This window comes from Synechococcus sp. WC10meta (genome assembly GCF_047461475.1).
Genome location: NZ_JANSHF010000012.1, coordinates 48,237 through 66,201, shown reverse-complemented (window position 1 = coordinate 66,201; position 17,965 = coordinate 48,237). Strand labels below are relative to the sequence as shown.

16 protein-coding genes are annotated in these 17,965 nt (G+C 59.8%); 6 read left to right on the top strand and 10 right to left on the bottom strand.

Annotated features, from left to right (window positions below; genetic code table 11):
• Window positions 1-559 (top strand): hypothetical protein (locus tag NW804_RS07750; protein WP_414423245.1); only part of this gene is annotated, 559 nt, incomplete at its 5' end.
• Window positions 560-629: 70 nt separating this feature from the next.
• Here NW804_RS07750 and tyrS read toward each other — a convergent pair.
• Window positions 630-1,886, bottom strand: a complete 1,257-nt coding sequence (tyrS, locus tag NW804_RS07745; RefSeq protein WP_414423244.1) for a tyrosine--tRNA ligase — start codon at window positions 1,884-1,886, stop codon at window positions 630-632.
• Between the two features lie 140 nt (window positions 1,887-2,026).
• Here tyrS and NW804_RS07740 point away from each other — a divergent pair, with 140 nt between their 5' ends.
• From NW804_RS07740 to glyS, 5 genes are all read left to right on the top strand, one after another.
• Window positions 2,027-3,997, top strand: coding sequence for a transglycosylase domain-containing protein (locus tag NW804_RS07740; RefSeq protein ID WP_414423243.1), 1,971 nt, complete (start codon window positions 2,027-2,029; stop codon window positions 3,995-3,997).
• Complete coding sequence (locus NW804_RS07735) at window positions 3,994-4,308, top strand: hypothetical protein (RefSeq protein WP_414423242.1); 315 nt, start codon at window positions 3,994-3,996, stop codon at window positions 4,306-4,308. Before NW804_RS07740 ends, NW804_RS07735 begins: the two co-directional genes overlap by 4 nt.
• A gap of 223 nt (window positions 4,309-4,531) precedes the next feature.
• Complete coding sequence (locus NW804_RS07730; protein ID WP_414423241.1) at window positions 4,532-5,131, top strand: superoxide dismutase; 600 nt, start codon at window positions 4,532-4,534, stop codon at window positions 5,129-5,131.
• 200 nt (window positions 5,132-5,331) lie between these two features.
• Window positions 5,332-7,410, top strand: coding sequence for a cation:proton antiporter (locus NW804_RS07725; protein WP_414423240.1), 2,079 nt, complete (start codon window positions 5,332-5,334; stop codon window positions 7,408-7,410).
• Between the two features lie 110 nt (window positions 7,411-7,520).
• Window positions 7,521-9,713: a glycine--tRNA ligase subunit beta gene (gene glyS, locus NW804_RS07720; protein ID WP_414423239.1), complete on the top strand. Its 2,193-nt coding sequence runs from the start codon at window positions 7,521-7,523 to the stop codon at window positions 9,711-9,713.
• Window positions 9,714-9,764: 51 nt separating this feature from the next.
• On the opposite strand, the gene NW804_RS07715 is transcribed toward glyS, so the two are convergent.
• The 9 genes from NW804_RS07715 to NW804_RS07675 all read right to left on the bottom strand — a co-directional run bounded on the left by NW804_RS07715 (window position 9,765) and on the right by NW804_RS07675 (window position 17,965).
• On the bottom strand, window positions 9,765-10,688 hold the full coding sequence (locus tag NW804_RS07715) for a fructosamine kinase family protein (protein ID WP_414423238.1): 924 nt from the start codon (window positions 10,686-10,688) through the stop codon (window positions 9,765-9,767).
• A 161-nt stretch (window positions 10,689-10,849) separates the two neighbouring features.
• Complete coding sequence (locus tag NW804_RS07710) at window positions 10,850-11,278, bottom strand: hypothetical protein (RefSeq protein WP_414393658.1); 429 nt, start codon at window positions 11,276-11,278, stop codon at window positions 10,850-10,852.
• 29 nt (window positions 11,279-11,307) lie between these two features.
• On the bottom strand, window positions 11,308-11,877 hold the full coding sequence (locus NW804_RS07705) for a GTP-binding protein (RefSeq protein WP_414410482.1): 570 nt from the start codon (window positions 11,875-11,877) through the stop codon (window positions 11,308-11,310).
• Between the two features lie 46 nt (window positions 11,878-11,923).
• On the bottom strand, window positions 11,924-12,481 hold the full coding sequence (locus NW804_RS07700; RefSeq protein WP_414423237.1) for a protoglobin domain-containing protein: 558 nt from the start codon (window positions 12,479-12,481) through the stop codon (window positions 11,924-11,926).
• A gap of 39 nt (window positions 12,482-12,520) precedes the next feature.
• Window positions 12,521-12,889, bottom strand: coding sequence for a roadblock/LC7 domain-containing protein (locus NW804_RS07695; protein WP_414423236.1), 369 nt, complete (start codon window positions 12,887-12,889; stop codon window positions 12,521-12,523).
• 77 nt (window positions 12,890-12,966) lie between these two features.
• Window positions 12,967-13,848, bottom strand: a complete 882-nt coding sequence (locus NW804_RS07690; protein ID WP_414423235.1) for a DUF4388 domain-containing protein — start codon at window positions 13,846-13,848, stop codon at window positions 12,967-12,969.
• A 161-nt stretch (window positions 13,849-14,009) separates the two neighbouring features.
• Window positions 14,010-14,846: a DUF4388 domain-containing protein gene (locus tag NW804_RS07685; protein ID WP_414423234.1), complete on the bottom strand. Its 837-nt coding sequence runs from the start codon at window positions 14,844-14,846 to the stop codon at window positions 14,010-14,012.
• Window positions 14,847-15,134: 288 nt separating this feature from the next.
• The gene (locus NW804_RS07680; protein WP_414423233.1) at window positions 15,135-17,603 is read right to left on the bottom strand and encodes a heavy metal translocating P-type ATPase; all 2,469 of its coding nucleotides are present in this window, start codon (window positions 17,601-17,603) and stop codon (window positions 15,135-15,137) included.
• 92 nt (window positions 17,604-17,695) lie between these two features.
• Complete coding sequence (locus NW804_RS07675; RefSeq protein ID WP_414393669.1) at window positions 17,696-17,965, bottom strand: hypothetical protein; 270 nt, start codon at window positions 17,963-17,965, stop codon at window positions 17,696-17,698.

Genomic DNA, 17,965 nt, shown 5'->3' with positions numbered 1-17,965 from the left:
CCAGCTCTTTAGCTGCGACGGCGCCAAACTAGAGGGACATGGCTTTATTCAAACCAACCCTTCCCACGACCTGGTGCACCTATTTATTGCCGCCAACGGCAACATGCCCTGGCAGCCAGTGGAAAGCCGCGAGCAAACCTGCTTTGCCGAGTACAACGCCGTGCTGCTGGAGCACCTTTTGGTTAACTGCTTCAACGCGGCAGTGCTGGAATCCATGACCCCTGAGCAAATTGTTCCAGAGGCCCGCAAGTTTTTGAAGTGGTTTGTCTCCGAGCACTATGCGCCTTTTCCGGTCTCAGAAGAAGAGGCTTTTCGCCGCTTTGCCGAGGCTTTGGATATCGATTGCATCGTGCGGCTATTTCCCTACTTCTACAGTTTGCGGGCTTGGGAATGCTTCAGCCCCATCTACCGCAGCGAGGTTTATGATTTGGAGTTTACTTCCGAAGATGACCCGGTCAGGGAAGCGCCAGAATGGGCAGCAGATCCCAATATTTTGCAAGCCCAAGAGCTGGTAAGACAAAAGCTCACTGAGGCATTGGCCGAGGCCAGATCAAGCTGATCCAGGCCAGAGTCGGTTTTCTCAACAACTCTCCCGACTTCACCACCCTTCAAAAAACCTGGCCTTGGCTTCAAGCCTGCCCGTGCTCGGTGAGGGAATTACCCACCACCAGCCGCCGGAAAGCCTTTTTGCCCACCTGCAAAACCCGCCCCGCCAACTCCGAAGCGTTGGCAAACTCCAGGTCGGGATCCTCCACCTTTTGACCATCTAGCCGCACAGCGCCCCCTTGAATCTGCCGACGGGCCTCGGCAGCGCTCTTGCACAGGCCGGACTCGCGCAGGATGTAGCTGAGCTTAACCGGATAGGACAAGCCCTCGACAGCAAAGGTGGGGATGGAGGCGGTCTCGACAAGTTCACCTTGCAACACCAGGGCTTGGGCGGTGCGCTGGGCCTCTTCTGCCACCTCAGGGGAGTGAAACTGAGCCACTAGGGTTTTGGCTAGGAGAATCTGGCGCTGACGGGGATCCGCCGGCAGCTCCGAAAGAGGCACTGAGGTGAGCAACTCGAAGTAGCGCTGCACCAGGTGATCCGGCACCTTCTCCAGCTTGGAGTACATGGTGAGGGGATCCTCGGTCAAGCCCACGTAGTTGTTCTTGGACTTGGACATCTTCTGGTAGCCATCCAAGCCCTCCAAAAGAGGCACCGTTAGGCAAAACTGCGGGGTTTGCCCTTTCCAAAGCTGTAGCTCCCGGCCAACTAGGAGGTTAAAGCGCTGGTCAGTTCCCCCCAACTCCACGTCCGCCTCCAGCGCCACCGAGTCGTAGCCTTGCAGGAGAGGGTAGAGAAATTCGTGCAAGTAGATGGGCGTTCCCGAGCGGTAGCGCTGGGCAAAGTCTTCCTTGGCCAACATCTGCCCCACCGTCATCTGGGCCTGGAGTTCGATCAGCTCACTGAGAGTCAGGCGGGCCAGCCACTCGCTGTTGCGGCGCACCTCCAGCCGGCCAGGGGTCTCAAAGTCCAGGATCTTGGCAGCCTGCTCCAGATAGGTGCGGGCGTTTTCTTCCACTTCTTCTGGGGTCAGGCGGGGACGGGCCTCCGATTGGCCGGTGGGATCTCCTACTAGAGCCGTAAAGTCACCGATGAGCAAAATAGCCACATGGCCGGCATCCTGGAACTGGCGCAACTTGCGCAAGACCACCGCATGGCCCAGGTGCAGATCCGGCCGCGTGGGATCGATGCCCAGCTTGACCCGCAAGGGGCGATCGGTTTTGGCTAGGCGCTCTGCCAGAGCTGCCGCTCCCCCTGGAAAGATCTCGGCTACCCCCCGCTGGGTGATCTCGGCAATGCGGGGATCCTCTAGAGCGGAAGAGATAGGAGTTGGCTCCATCTCTGCACTGAGAGGCAACATGAGCCATTTTATTCCCTTGCCTAGAGGCGGCGAGGATCCCCTGCCGGCCCAGGAAGCGCCGCCCTATAATGGGGCAAACTTGGGGTTCTCCGCAACGCTGAAGTGACGGAGTTTTTGACGTGACCTACAGTCCCAGGCCCTCGAGAGCTCCGCGGCACTCTTCCAGCCGCCCCTTTCCCCACCTGGACTACGACGAGTACGCCGATGACATCCCGCCCACCCGCTTCTCCTGGCTTGCTCAGGTTGCTGGCACGGTGGGCAACCTGTTGCTGGGATCCCTGCTTTTGGGCTCTACGGCAACGGCTGCTGGCTTGTTGGGGTTGGCCATTAGCTTCCGCAACCTGCCCGATGTGCGTCAATTGCGGAACTACGTGCCGGTGGCCACCACCCACATTGTCGATATCCACGGCGAGCCCATTGCTAGCCTCCACGGGGAAGCCAACCGGGAGGTAATCTCCCTCGAAGAAGTCTCCCCGGAGATGAAGAAAGCGCTGCTGGCTATTGAAGACAGCCATTTCTACACCCACCCCGGCATCAACCCGGTCAGCTTGGGCCGGGCACTCTTGGGCAGCGTCGAGGGGGGATGGGGCTCGGCGGGGGGTGGATCCACCCTGACGATGCAGTTGGTGAAAAACCTTTTTCTAAAGCCGGAGCGCACCCTCAGCCGCAAGGTGGCCGAGATTGTGCTAGCGCTGCGGCTGGAGCAGGTCTTCACCAAAGACGAGATCCTAGAGATGTACCTCAACCAGGTGTACTGGGGGCACAATCTCTACGGCATTCAGGCGGCAGCCCGCAGCTACTTCAACAAAGATGCGGCGGAGCTCAACTTGGCGGAAGCAGCAATGCTGGCCGGGATCCTGCCGGCGCCAGAAATCTTCAGCCCCTTTCGCAACCTGGAGGCAGCCAAGCAGCGCCAACGGCTGGTGCTGGATCGCCTGGTGCAGCTCAAGTGGATTACCCCAGAAGAGGCGCAGGCAGCGCGAGAGCAGAAGCTGACTTTTGGCCGCATCACCTCTTTCCAAAGCAACGCGCCGGCGGTTACCGACGCCATTGAGGCAGAGCTGCGGCGCCGCTATGGCGAGCAGGCCATCCTCCAGGGGGGGCTGCGGGTTCAGGCCACTATCGACCTGCGGCTGCAGCGCATTGCCCAGCGCATTGTCAACGAAGACGGGCCTCGCCTTACCGCCACTCGCCGGGCTGATCAGATGGCTCTGGCGGCGGTGGATCCCCGCACAGGCTACGTCAAGGCCCTTGTGGGCGGCATCAACGCTCGGCGGGGCCAGTTTAACCGCGCCACCCAAGCCTTTCGCCAGACTGGCTCCACCTTCAAGCCCTACGTGTACTATGCGGCCCTGGCTAGCGGCCGCTACACACTCTACAGCATCCTCTACGACACCCCCGTCACCTATCCCGGCTCTCCTCCCTACAGGCCGAAAAACTATGACAACACCTTTTACGGCCCCCTCACCTTTGCCCGCGCCTTGGAGCTCTCCCGCAACGTGCCCACCGTCAAGCTGGCAGAGGAAGTTGGGATCCACAACGTCATTGCTGCAGCCAAGGCCACCGGCCTCAGCGCCGAGATGCCCCCCAACTTAACCACTGCCCTGGGGTCGGCCAGCGCCAGCCCCCTAGAGATGGCAGCCAGCTATGCCGTGTTTGCCAACGGCGGCTACTGGGTGGAGCCGACGCTCCTAGCCCAGGTGGTGGATCGCAACGGCCAAGTTCTCTTCGAGGCCAAACCCCAGCCGCGGCAGGTTTTGGATCCCTGGGCGGTGGCCACCCTCAACCAGATCCTCAAAGGGGTGGTAACCCAGGGCACCGGGACGGCAGCCCGTCTGGACGATGGGCGACCGGTGGCTGGCAAAACGGGCACCACCTCGGATTTCCGCGACGCTTGGTTCATCGGCTATGTGCCGCAACTGTCCACTGCCATCTGGATTGGCAACGACGACAACTCTCCCATGCTCCCGGGTACGGCAGGAGGCGCTTTTGTCGCTCCCACCTGGAAGCGCTTTATGACAGAGGCCCTGCAAGGGATCCCGCCCCAGGATTTCCCCAGCCCCGATGACTTTCCCCCTCCCCAACCATGAGCGATAGCGAGGAGCGGTTGGCGCGCATTGAGCGCACTGTCGAGGCCAACGCCCAGGCCATCGCCCAACTGGCCCGGCAAAACCAAGAGCTGCTACAAACCATTGCCGGCACCGAGGAGCGCATTGCCAAGGCTGAGGAACGGATTGCCAAAGCAGAGGAGCGCATTGCCAGTGCCGAAGAACGCCTGGAGGCGGAAGTCAAACGCTGGGACGAGCGCTTTTTCCAGCTCAGCCGCGACACCCTCAACTTCACCCGCAATGGGGTTACCATTGCCGCCATCACCGCGGCTTTGATGTTGTCCCCCTGCTGATCGAGCTGCTGGGGCAGGGATCCCGCTGGTTTGGGCTTTCAGGCCAAGGCAAACAGGGCGCTGGGGCACCAGATCCCCACCGCCATGACTGGGGGATCCAGAGCGTAGGGGTTCTGAGTTACACTAAGACTGCAAAGAAAGGTAACGCCTTTGTCTGGTTTAGGCTTGCCTTCCCGGCGTCCTTTCTTGCATCTTTCGCACAAGACCCAGAGGACAGACGACTATGGCCTTTGAACTCCCACCTCTGCCCTACCCTGCCGACGCGCTTCAGCCCTACATGTCGGCAGAAACCTTCTCCTACCACCACGGCAAGCACCATGCGGCCTATGTAGCCAACCTAAACAAGCTGATCGAAGGCACCGAGCTGGCCAACAAGTCCCTGGAAGAAATCATCAAGGCCACGTTTGGGGATCCTGATAAAGTGGGCATCTTCAACAATGCCGCCCAGGTTTGGAACCACACCTTTTTCTGGGAATCCATGAAGCCAGGCGGGGGCGGCGCGCCGACAGGGCCCATTGCTGACAAGATCAACGCTGATCTAGGCGGATACGACAAGTTTGTGGAGGCTTTCAAAACGGCGGCGGCCACCCAGTTTGGCAGCGGCTGGGCCTGGCTGGTGCTGGACAACGGCACCCTGAAAGTGACCAAAACCCCCAACGCGGAAAACCCGCTGGTCCACGGCCAAGTTCCCCTGCTAACGCTGGATGTGTGGGAGCATGCCTACTACCTGGACTACCAGAACCGGCGGCCTGACTACATCACCGCCTACCTGGAGCACCTGGTGAACTGGGATGCTGCCAACGCCCGGCTGGCGGCGGCCTGAGTGTACCTGTTCTGGGATCCCTGGACAGGGGATCCCCTTGAAGACTAGCTCCGCCTCTGCCAGCTAGGCAGACCTCTTTTGATGGGATTCGAGGGATCCTCAGCAACTGGGGATCCCTTTGCTCTTTTTGCAAGGCACCTCGAACCTGGAAGAATCTGATAGACTCAGGCGGGCATCTGGTTGCTGTCCTTTGGGTATCTATGCTGGCTAGCTGGCTGCAAATTTCAGGGATCCCTCTAGCCGTAGTCGGCCCGGTGAAAAACCCGGTGCTGGTATTCCTCATCATCCTGACGATCATGCTGGTGGCCCCGCTGCTATTTGAGCGACTGCGCCTGCCGGGGATCATCGGCCTGATCTTGTCCGGGTTGGTGGTGGGGCCCTACGGCTTGGGGATCCTGCAGCGGGACGAGACCATCGTCTTGTTGGGCACGGTGGGGCTGTTGTTTCTCATGTTCATGGCCGGGCTGGAGACTAGCCTGGAGGATTTAAAGCTCAACGCCGGCAAGGCCAGCATCTTCGGGGCGTTTACCTTCCTGTTGCCCATGCTCATTGGCACGGTAGCCATGCTGGCCATTGGGTATGACTTCCTGGCGGCGGTGCTGGTGGCCTCCTGCTTTGCCTCTCATACCCTGATTGGGCTGCCCATTGTCTCCAAGCTGGGGTTGATGCGCCTGCAAACGGTAACGGCAACCCTGGGGGGTACCCTGATCACGAATGTCCTGGCCTTGTTGGTGCTGGCGGTGGTGGTGCGCGCCCATCAAGGGGAGCTGACGCTGCAATTTTGGCTGACGTTGATCCCTTCCATTGCCCTCTACACCTTTGCCACCTTCTGGGGGGTGCCCCGGCTGGGCCGTTGGTTTTTCCAGCGCTTTGGCCACGATGAGGGAGCAGAGTTTACGTTTGTGATTGCCACCTTGTTCCTGGTGGCCTACGGAGCGGGGTTGATTGGCATTGAGCCAGTGGTGGGAGCCTTTTTGGCAGGGACGGCCATCACCCCCATCATCTCCCCTCTCAGCCCCCTGATGAACCGGATTCAGTTCATCGGCAACACCCTGTTTGTGCCTTTCTTCTTGATCTCGGTGGGAATGCTGATCAATCCCGGTATTCTCTTGGGGGAGCCGCGCACGCTGCTGGTGGGCGGGGTGATGATTGCAGCGGAGGTGGTGAGCAAGTTTTTGGCGGCTTGGATCCCGGCGCAACTGTTTGGCTGGCGCTTTGCCAGCGCTATGGTTATGTTCGGCCTGTCGATGGCCCAGGCGGCGGCTACCCTGGCGGCAATCACAGTGGCTTTCAACGTGAAATTGGTGGATGAGCTGACGGTGAACGGCACCATTGCCATGATCCTGGTTACCTGCATCGCCTCGCCTTGGATTGTTGCCCGCTGGGGGCAGCAGCTCCAGCCTAGGGAGGTGGCATCAGAAGCCAGCGACTTGCCTAGGCCAGCCTGGGGATCCCGCGTCCTGGTGCCGGTAGTCAACCCCGAGACTGAGAGCAACCTGCTGCGGTTGGCTCTGATTCTGGCCAAAAAAGATGGGGGAACGCTGCTGCCGCTGCACGTTCTGTCTGACCGCGCCGGGATCTCGCCAGCAGCCCTGGCCCGGCAAGAGCAGTTGTTGTCCTTTGCCGAGTCCCTAGCCCACAGCGCTGCAGCGCGGGTGGAAGCCATTCGCCGGGTGGATGACTCGGTGGAAAAAGGGATCATTCGCTCGGCCCTGGAGCGGCAGGCGACCTTGGTGATCCTGGGCTGGAGGGGCTACTCCACCTATGCGGAGAACTTTTTCGGCAGCATCATTGACGCCGTGGTGCGGCAGGTGGAGATCCCGGTGCTAATCGCGCGCTTCCCTGTTCCGCTCGAGACGACGCGGCGCATCCTTTTGGCAGCCCCAGAGTTGGAAGTGTCTCCTGGATCCCTGCAGCAGACGATTGGGCTGGCGCAGACGCTGGCTGGGGAGTTGAAAGCGGCGCTGCAGCTTCTCTTAGTGCAAACCCGACCGCTGCGGGAGCGCTCTCCGGGCCCGGGGGCGGCAAGCTATGCCCATCTGCCGGTACAGCGGGTGCAGGGGGGGTTGGTGGCCGAGGTGCTCAAAGCCCTGCAGCCGGGGGATATGTTGGTGGGAGTGCTCAGCGAAGCCCGCAGCCGCTTTCGCCTAAGCCGCGAGCCGGAGATCATCGCCCGCCATCGTCCCGACCTCCCCATGATCGTGGTGCATCTGCCTGCTGCCCACCCGCCGCGTTTGCAGGAGAGTGTTCTGGCGGCAGGAGACTCCACTTGGTACTAGGGCTAGTGAGACTGGCTCAAACGGCAGCCCGCTTCCCCTGCTAGACTGAGAAATCGCGATCAACACCCACCCTCGCCGAGGAAAGACGTCGCTAGCGCCGGGCGGAGCCTATGGTTGCCTATTTGCTGGAAGTTGGCTGTGAGGAGCTGCCAGCTAGTTTTGTGGATTCGGCCCTAGAGCAGTGGAGGACGGGGATCCCGGCCTCTTTGGCAGAAGCCCATCTGCAGGCCGAGCAGATGCAGCTTTTCGGCACGCCGCGGCGCCTGGCAGTTCTGCTGCAGGGGCTGCCCACCCAACAGCCGGATCGCCTTCTGGAGGTGAAGGGGCCGCCAGTTCAGGTGGCCTACCAAGACGGCCGGCTTACCCCTGCCGGGGAAAAGTTTGCCCAGAAACAGGGGGTGGATCCCGCCAGCCTAGAGATCCGGCAGGTGGGGAAGGGCTCCTTTGTCTTTGCCGTGCAGCGGGTGCAGGGACGTCCAACAGCAGCGGTGCTCCAGGAATTGGCGCCCACCTGGATCACCTCCTTGAGCGGCAAGCGGCTGATGCGCTGGGGCTACGGGGAGTTCAAGTTTCCCCGCCCCATCCGCTGGCTGGTCTCCCTCTGGGACGATCAGGTGCTGCCTCTGCTCTGGCCTACCCCTGACGGCAATCCTCCGTCGGGCTTAGTGGCTGGTCGGGTAAGCCGTGGCCACCGCGTCTTGGGATCCCCGCAGGTCGTCTTGGAGCGGGCCGAGAGCTACGTTCAGCAGATGCAAGCAGCAGGGGTAAACCCCGACCCGGCAGCGCGGGCAGCGCACATCCAGGCGGAGGTGACCCGGCTAGCCAAGCAGGTGAACGGGCAGGCCCAGATCCCCCCTGCTCTGCTGCAGGAGGTGGTGCAGTTGGTGGAGTGGCCAACGGCAGTTCTGGGGCGCTTTGAGCCGGAGTTTTTGCGCTTGCCTCCTGCGGTCATTGAAACGGTGATGATTGCCCACCAGCGCTACTTTCCCGTGCGGGATGGGCGGGATCCGGAAAAACTGCTGCCCTACTTCATCACCATCTCCAACGGCGACCCCCGGCAAGCGGAGCGGATTGCGGCAGGCAACAGCCGTGTGGTGCGGGCCCGCTTGGCCGATGCCCGCTTTTTCTACGAGGAGGACCGCCGTCTCCCCTTGGCCCAGCGGGTGGAGCGTCTCCAGGCGGTTACCTTTGCCGAGGGGCTGGGATCGATGCGCGACAAAGTAGAGCGCATCCGCCACATCAGCCGCCTCATCGCCACTGCCTTGAACTTGGATCCCCAAGAGCAGGCCTTGGTGGATCGCACGGCTTACCTGTGCAAGGCGGATCTGGTTACCCAAATGGTGTACGAGTTCCCGGAGCTGCAGGGGATCATGGGCGCCGAGTACGCCCGCCAGGACGGCGAGCCGGAAGCCGTGGCCGAGGGGATCGAGCAGCACTACTGGCCTTTGGGGGCAGGGGAGGCTCTGCCCACCTCTTTGACCGGGCGGGTCGTGGGCTGGGCAGATCGCCTAGACACCCTGGTGGGCATGTTCCACCTGGGGCAGATCCCTACGGGCTCTTCGGATCGCTTTGCCCTGCGGCGGGCTGCCAACAGCCTGGTATTGATTGCCTGGGAGGCTGACTGGAGGTTGGATGTCAATGAGCTCCTGCGCCAGGTGGTGCGGGACTACGCGGCGGGAGACGAAAGGACCTTAAAGGCCTTGCAGGAGTTTCTTGCCCAGCGGCTGCAAATCCTTCTGCAGGAGGAAAAGCGAATTGACTACGACTTGGTCAGAGCCGTGGTCGGGGATCCCGAGTCTGTCCACGGCAAGGAGCCCCAGAAAGCGGAACTGACCTTGCGGGCTTTGAGCAACCTGCCTCTCACCCTGCTGCGGGCCGAGTACCTGCAGCATCTGCGAGCGACTGGAGAGTTGGCAGATCTCTACCCCACCCTCAACCGCTGCGCCCGCCTGGCCACCCAAGGGAATTTGGACTACGCCGTGCTGGATCCGGCGGCTGCAGTGAATCCTAGGCTGTTCCAGGAGACGGCAGAGCAGGAGCTGTACGAAGCTTGTCAAAAAGTTTACCGGCTGGGCGTGGAGCCAGCCTGCCAAGGAGACTTTACCCCACTGGTGGAGAACCTACAGGCAGCAGCCCCTGCAGTGGATCGTTTCTTCGAGGCGGTTTTGGTCATGGATCCGGATCCCAGCCTGCGAGCCAACCGGCTGAACCTGTTGGGGATATTGCGCAACCAGTCTCGCCTGCTGGGAGATATGGGGGCTGTGGTCATGGCCGGGGAAGCGACGCCAGAGAAGAGCCGCTAGCTGCCGCTGGCTATCCCAGTAACTAAGCGTAGGCGAGGGAGTAGAACAAGACTATGCAAGAAAGCGTAGGCATTGCTGCAAGGCCCGCTGCACTGAGCCCAGGTAGCCCTCTCCAAACAAGTTGAGATGGTTGAGCCAGTGGTAGAGCTGGTAGAGGGGCTTGCGGTGAGGATACCCCTCGTCCAGGGGATAGGCCTCTTGATAGGCCCGGTAGAACTCCGCCGGGAAGCCGCCAAAAAGCTCAGTCATCGCCAGATCCGTCTCCCGATCCCCGTAGTAGGTGGCTGGGTCAAAAATTACCGGCGAGCCATCGGGCAAGGCGCCGTAGTTGCCGCCCCAGAGATCCCCGTGTAGCAGAGACGGGACGGGCCGGTAGTGGCGAAAGAAAGTCTCTAGCTCCGCCATTACCCGCTCGGCTTGCGTCACCCAGGCGCCGCGGTAACCCCGCTGACAAGCCAGCTTGACCTGGTAGAGCAGTCGCTGTTCTCGGTAGAAGTCCACCCAGTTCTGCCGCCAACTGTTGATCTGCGGCGTCGAACCAATGGTGTTGTTGCGATCCCAGCCGTAGTTGCCGTTGGGGGAGAGCGTGCGGTGCAACTGGGCCAACTGGGATCCCAGCAAACTTCCCGTTTGGGGGCGGGGCGAACTCAGCTCCAGGTATTCCAGCACCAGGTAAGCCTGCCCATCAAAGGATCCCCAGGCAATCGGCTGTGGCACCCGCACGGCATTGGCCGCCGCCAAGGTTTGCAGGCCCGCCGCCTCTGCTGCAAACATCTCCAGCGCTCTTTCTCCTCCCCCCGCCACCTTGACAAAGTAGTCCCGTCTTTCCTGGCCAGAAGAAGCCTGAAGCACACAGGAAAGCTGGTAGGCGGCGTTGATGCTGCCACCGCCCAGGGGACGGTAGTGTAGAGGATGCAAGGGATCCCCTGTGGCTTCAGAGAGGTGCTGGGCAACGGCCTGCCAAAAGTTCTGCATCAATACTGGGCTAGCTGGGCTAGGTGTTTAGATGAACTATCGGTGTCAGTCCGGCAACCGACCCAGCTACCAGCGTAGCAAAGCTGCCTGCCGCGTCCATTTCTCGCTTGGGTGATAACCTCCGCCGCCTTTCTGGCCGCCTGGCGAGAGCCCAGAAGCTGCTATTCTCCTTCTACCGCTGCCTCAGCATCCAAAAAGTCGAGTTCAATGGCTTGGGATCCCCCCACTGCCAACAGCTCCAGCAGGGATCCCAGCCGCCACCAGATCAGTCCTGCTGTGCTGAAGACAAGGATCCCGCCGACCAAGGCCGCCAAAGCCAGAGATAGGCCAAAAACGTGTAAACAGGCAGCTACAAAGCCAAAGGCAAACAGATTGCAGAGGGTGTAGCTGAGGATGATCCCCGGCGTGCGGTAGCGGATCTGCCCCTGGCCCTCTCGGTTCTGCTGCCAAAGGGCTACCTGGTATTCCAACTTGTCTTTAAAGATGATGCCGAAAATAATAGCAAAGAAGCTGAGCAGGGCAATGGCCGAGTAGATAGGGGGGTTGACAAGGCTACGGGAAAACTCGCCGCTGAGGTAGAGGGACTCCATAAGACTTAGCTGACCCAACTCCCCCTAGCTTAACATTTCTTAGCATCTTCTGCTGGGACAACCACCTGGGGCATCAGTTGCTCAACCAATAGGAGCAGCGTGTTGGCCACAGAAGCCGGCTCTTGAGCATTTAAGGTCGTGTGGGGAATTGAGCCGTCTTGGTTGTTCAGGATCAGCAAAATGTCTTCCGGATCCCAGGCATTGGGGTGATCGACGTGGGTGATCCCAATAACTGAGGGAGCATGGGTTCTGGACCTCATAAAGGCTTGAATGGCCTGGGCATTGCGAAACTGGCCAGGCAGGTGGGCAGGCACCAGAAGAACGTAGCCATGAGCGCGCTGGATTAAAATATCCCACATAAAGCTAAAGCGGGCCTGGCCGGGCGTGCCGTAGAGATGCAGCCACATCTCTTCTTCCTCTTCGCCAATTCTCAGGCGGCCAAAGTCCATGCTGACCGTTGTGCTTTGCTTTAGCTCTGCCACCTCATCGGTGGCCTTGCAATCGGTATCGACCACCTCTATCTCGCTGATGGTGCGAATAAAGGTGGACTTTCCAGCGCCCACGGGCCCGGTGACAACAATGCGGAGAATATTGTCCATGGTTAGCTTCCCCCCACGAAAGACCAGCCCGCTCAAACCCAATTGGTTAGGAAGAAGCTAAACTGCTAGCTCCGGTAGCGATCAAGCGTTTAAACAAGGCCTCGCTCATACCCGTTTCCTGTTGCACAGCGTTGTAGGCCACCTCAAGGTAGGCTTGCTCAATAAAAGAAAGGTCGATCATACAAACTTTGCCTAGGCTCACCCGCAGTTCCTCGGGCTTACCTTCCTTGACTAGCCGACGACTCACCTCCCGAACCACTGTGGCCATGGCGGGCACCACATGCTGAGGGCCAATGCCAACGCGCACGTGAACTAGGCCAATTTTCCAGCGGCGATCAGCGTACTGGGGGCCCCAGTTGTCCATGCCTGTAAACATTTCCCTAAACCACTCGGCAAAGGTCTGGCCCAGCCGCTGCCGGTTGTGCTTGGCTATCACTGCCGCCATCTCAGGGTCGCGATCCAGGTAGTTGTAAAAGGTATCCGACATCTCTGCGGCAATGCTGCTGCCCCAGTCGGCATTTTGCTGCAAAATCTTCTTATCTTCATCCGTAAATTCGGTACGCGAGATCAAGACTTGCAACAGCTCCAGAGGTTTGATGGCCATAGTTCCCTCAAAATCAGGTCAAAGTCAAACTCAGCCTATCTACTTCATGGCTTCCGCAATGCTTGCCGCAGATCGCTTCATCTCCAAAAACAGCAAGCCCTGCTTTACCTCATCGCTAGCAATCGTCAGCAAGACAGCATCGGGGCCGCAGCGGGTTAAAACTCCATATCCCTTTTCTCCCTGCACAAAGACCCTCTCTATAGTTCCACGACCCAGCTCTTTCCCAATCCTCTCCCCCAGAGCAAGCATGGCAGCAGACATGGCAGAGGTTCTTTCCTCGTCCATGCCTACGGGCAGTGCGGATGCCAATGGCAACCCATCGGGAGTGACCACAGCCGCTCCTTGAATTCCTGGCGTGCTGGAAATGTAGTTCTGGAGAATTGCCTGCAAAGAGGATAAGTTAGCCATGCTTTCTCTCCTTGCTTTGTTATCTTCCCGCCTATTTGCTGATGCTCCTGTCTGATGCAGAAGATACTGCCACAAAACTACTTATCACGGACTGCCTTCAGCAAAGTAGCCAGTCGCGCAACCAACGAGGGCTTGACCTGGCCGCTTCCCTCCGAGAAAGAGGGTAGCTTGGCGCTCAGCTTTTCCTTCGCCGTTTCCAAGTTGCCTGCTACCCCTGTCAACTGATCTGAAGCAGGCAAAGAGGGAGCAATAGCCGCTGGGCTCTCACAAGGGCTGATGAGTCCCAGCTTGGCCAAGCGAGCACAGGCATAGCGAACTTCCAGAAGATCTGCACCCAAAGCCCGGGCCACGTCAGTTAGCCTGCGCGAAGGCGAAACCTGCTCTAGGATCCCCCACTCCAAGGCAGAGAGCTTGTACAAGGGCAGCTCGGTGCTGGTGCGCCAGAAGTAGCTATCTGGTTGGGGCAAGTCTTCTTCCGGACGCTGATCCCACTTGATCTGCTGCAGCGCTTCTAGAACTGCAGCGGTGGCACTTTTGCTCAAGCCCGTCATCTCTCGATAAGGCATGGGTACGCCGGTCAGGAAACTGAACTGCCCCGCTTCCAGGGCAAAGAGGCAGTAGAGACCCACCTGGAGCTGATGGCGAAAGAGCTTGGCCAAATCTGCAGGCGAGATCAACCCCTGCCGCTGTAAACAGCGCCCCAAAGGCTCTTGCGCACCACAGAAGGAAGCCAACTTTTCCACGACCCGATCGCTAACAAGAGCGGAACGGGCTAACAAACTCTCTAAGCGGTGCTCCTCTTCGGGGGGCAGAGTAGCAATGACCCGACCTTGATAAAACCAGATTTTGTAGATGCCGTTTGGGGCCCAGATGGAAAGTTGCCCTGTTTTGCTGCCCCTTTCAACTAGCTGCAACAAGTCAGGCAGAGGAAATTCCCGGAGGTCTCCGACTATGGCCATGGCCAGCCTCCTTCGCGCAGTGTTTTAGGGATCCCCGCAGCCCATCCTATTCTCGACCAAATATTTTTCCCGGACAACTGTGCAGTCGCGGAAAAGGCTGACTTTCCCGCTACCCGACCTGGCAGCAGTTACACTGAATCCCGAGTCGTTGACTCGACCAGCTATTTCTCGCGAATGCTCCTAAGAAGCATGGAGAGGCGGCTGACCAAGGAGGGCTTAACCGGCTCCCTTGTCTCTCCACGGTTATTTGCTCCCGAAGCCTTAGAAGTGCCCACCAGAGAAGGCTGAGGCATAGCTATTGGGCCTTCACAGGGAGCGATGAGTCCAAGCTTAGCTAAGCGCGCGCAGGCATAGCGCACCTCCAACAAATCAGCCCCCAATGCCCGCGCTAGATCAGCTAGCTTGCGGGAAGGAGAGACCTGCTCCAAGATCGACCACTCCAGCGGCGAAAGCTTGTATAGAGGAAGCTCAAGGCTGGTGCGCCAGAAGTAGCTATCTGGTTGGGGCAAGTTTTCTTCCCGACGTTGATCCTGCTTCAGCTGCTGCAGCCCTTCCAAAACTACGGCCGAAGCCTCCTTGCTTAAGCCAGTCATCTCTTGATAGGGCAACGGTACGTTGGGTAAGAAGCTGAACTGGCCCGCTTCCAAGGCAAAGAGGCAGTAGAGCCCCACTTGCAGTTGATGGCGAAAGAGCTTGACCAAATCTACAGGGGAGATCAACCCTTGCTGCTGCAGGCAACGCCCCAGAGGTTCCTCCAGACCCCTGGCAACCAACTGGCTAATCACCTGGCTATCCACTAGCCTAGAGCCAGTCAGCAGGTTTTCCAAGCGATGCTTTTCTTCAGGGGGCAAAGCGGCAATCACCCGGCCTTGATAAAGCCAGATGCGGTAGATACCATTGGGCGCCCAGACAGACAATTGCCCCGATTTCTTACCCTTCTCCATCAAATGCAATAGGTCGCTCAGGGAGAATTCCTGAAGATCCCCTAGCATTGCCATACTTTTACTCCCCTTGCCCCTCTAGGATCAGTTTCTCCAGTATTTTCACGGATCTTGCTCTGTTAGGCAAAAAACCAAAGAGTGCCCTCATGGGCTAGTCTGGACTTAATCATAAGCCCAGGTTGCAAAAGATTAAAGCTGATACACTTTTTAGTCAGAGTTAGTCGAACTTGCTAAATTTTCCTAACTTGTATGCAGCAGTTGCTATGTCAGAAGCTCGGTAAAAACTCGGAAGATTAACAAATATTTAACAATCAATGTTCGGTTGTTCGCAGCCTCTAACACTTTTTAGCTGTAGCTACTCGAAAATTCACGGGGCACAAATGTTCTCCTCAAGAGAATCGAATTGAGGGTTACACTGAGGGAGCTCAAGGCCATGAGACCCCCAGCCATTGCCGGGCTCAGGCCAATGCCAAAGGCGGGCAGGAGCACCCCTGCTGCCAGCGGGATCCCCAGCAGGTTGTAGCCAATAGCCCAGAGGAGGTTTTGCTGGATCTTGTGAAAGGTGGCGCGGCTGAGACGGATGGCTTCCACTACGTCCCAGAGGCGGTTGCGCATGAGGATGATATCGGCAGTCTCCAGAGCGGCAGCAGTAGCAGAGTGCAGGGCAATGCCCACATCGGCCTGGGCTAAAGCCGGTGCATCGTTGATGCCATCGCCCACCATGGCAACTCTCTGGCCCTGAGCCTGCAGATCTCGGATGACTTGAGCCTTGTCGGCTGGCTGCACCTCGGCGATGACGCGGATCCCTGGCACCTGCAAAGCTTGGGCCACCTGGTGAGCCACCTCGGCTCGATCCCCAGTCAGTAAGACCACCTGTAGGCCCATTTTCTGGAGCTGTTGCAGCGTTGCCTGGGCATCAGGCCGCAAGGGATCCTGGGCCGCCAGCAGCCCTGCCAGGGATCCCTCTACAGCCACGCCCACCACCGTTTTGCCAGCTTGCAGCAACACCTCGGCTTGGGCCTGCGCTGGAGGGGAAATCGGGATCCCCAGGGTAGCCAGCCCCTCGAGGGAGGCCAAGATAACCTGCTTTCCTTCCACCCGCGCCGAGGCTCCCACTCCCGCCTGGGTGTAAAACTCGTCGGCAGAAAGCAGGGGCAGTCCTTGCTCGCGGGCGGCTCCCAGGATGGCTTGGGCTAGAGGATGGCAAGTGCCGCTTTCCACGGTGGCCGCCAGCTGCAGCAGCCGAGCCGGATCCAGGGAGGGGTCGAGGGCAAGGCAATCCGTCAGGTGCGGATCCCCCTGGGTGAGGGTGCCGGTTTTGTCGAAGACGACTGTTTGCAAGCGGTGAGTCTTCTCCAGGACGTCGCCGCCGCGGATGAGCAGTCCCCGCTCCGCTCCCAGGCCGGTGCCTACCAGAATGGCTGTCGGCGTGGCCAATCCCAACGCACAGGGGCAGGCCACCACCAGCACCGAGATGGCCAGCTTAAGGCTGAGGAGCAGGGGAGTTGAAGGAGGGGGGTGATCCCCCAGGTGCAGGTAGGAGTGGAGGCCAACTCCCATCAGGATCTCGCTTCCCCAAAGAGGGATCCCGATCCAGTACCAGAAGGCGAAGATGAGAAAGGCTAGCGCCACTACGGCGTAGGTGAAGTAACCGGCCACCCGGTCGGCCAGGCCCTGGATGGGGGCCTTGCGGGCTTGGGCTTCCTCCACTAGCCGGATAATCTGAGCCAGGATGGTGTCTTTCCCAGTGCGCGTAGACCGACACAGCAGCACTCCCGATTGGTTGACCGTCCCGGCCACAACCGGATCCCCTGGCTGTTTGAGCACGGGTAGGGATTCCCCGGTGAGCATGCCCTCGTTGACCATGGCCTGGCCGGCAATAACCTCCCCATCCACCGGGATCTGTTCGCCAGCGCGCACCTGCAGCCAATCCCCTACCTGGACTTGTTCAATGGGGCACCATTCTCCCTCCTGGGATACCCAGTCGGATCCCAGCCCTTTCTGGGCTCGCAGCCGGCGAGCTGAGGTGGGACACAGGCTCACCAAAGCCTGCAAACTGCTAGCAGCCCGCAGACGGCTCTGCTGTTCCAGCGCCCGTCCCAGCAAGATGAAGCTGAGCAGCATCACCGGCTCGTCGAAGAAGCACTCCCAACCCACCTGCGGGGCCAACAGCCCCACCAAACTGGCCAGGTAGGCGGATCCGGATCCCAGGGTAACTAGCGTGTTCATGTTGGGAGCTAGCCGCCGCGCCGCCCGCCAGCCGTCCAGGACAATGCCCCGAGCTGGGCCAAGAAAAGTCAACGTCGCCAACCCCCAGTGCAGCCAGACGTCGTTGAGAACGGGCAAGCCCAAACGGGTGAACAGATCCAGGTGGCTAGCGGCAGAGACAAGCAGCAAAAAAGCGGCGGCGAGGGCCTGGCGAATTTGGTCTTGGGTTTGCCGCCGCTGCCGGGCCAGGGGATCCGCGGGCGCGTCCAGGGCCTTTTCGCCCGCTACCAAGGGGGCCTGATTTTGGGGAAAAGTGCTGGGAAACCCCGCCTCTGTCAAGATCCGGGCCAGCTGTTCTGGGTCAGGCTGGATCCCGGGGGCAAATTCCACAAGGGCCGACTCGGTAACCAAGTTAACCCTGGCCTTGACCACTCCAGGCTGGCTTAGGAGCAGCTGCTCAACGGTCCGGACGCAGCCAGCACAACTCATCCCCCCTACTTGGAGCAGCAGGGATCCGTTCCCAGCCAATCCTAAAGGCCTATCCTCCACAGCGGGCTCGGCTAGCTGGGTTTCTTCCCCAGGGTGCGGCGCCTCTGCAGGGGCCATTACAGGGACTCCCTCGACCTCGCTTTTTGGCGCCATCGGCAAAATCAGGAATGAGGGGTACTCTCCCCATCCTAACGCTGGGATCCCCGCCACTACCCCCTTTGAACTCGCCGCTCAAACTCCTCGCGGGTGGCATCCACCAGTTGCACTGCCTCTGGATAGAGATTGGGGTGGTTTTGCTTGAGCCAACTCAGGAGGCGCGCCAACTGGGCTGTGCAGAGATCCAGATCGGCCTGAAAGATCACCGCCGCCGCCATGTGCTGGGCATACTCAGGCGGGTGGCCTCTTTGGGTTAGCTCTGCAGTCAGAGCAGCCAGGGCCTGCTGACGAATCGAGGGCAAGGGGCCTTCGGGGGTGGACAT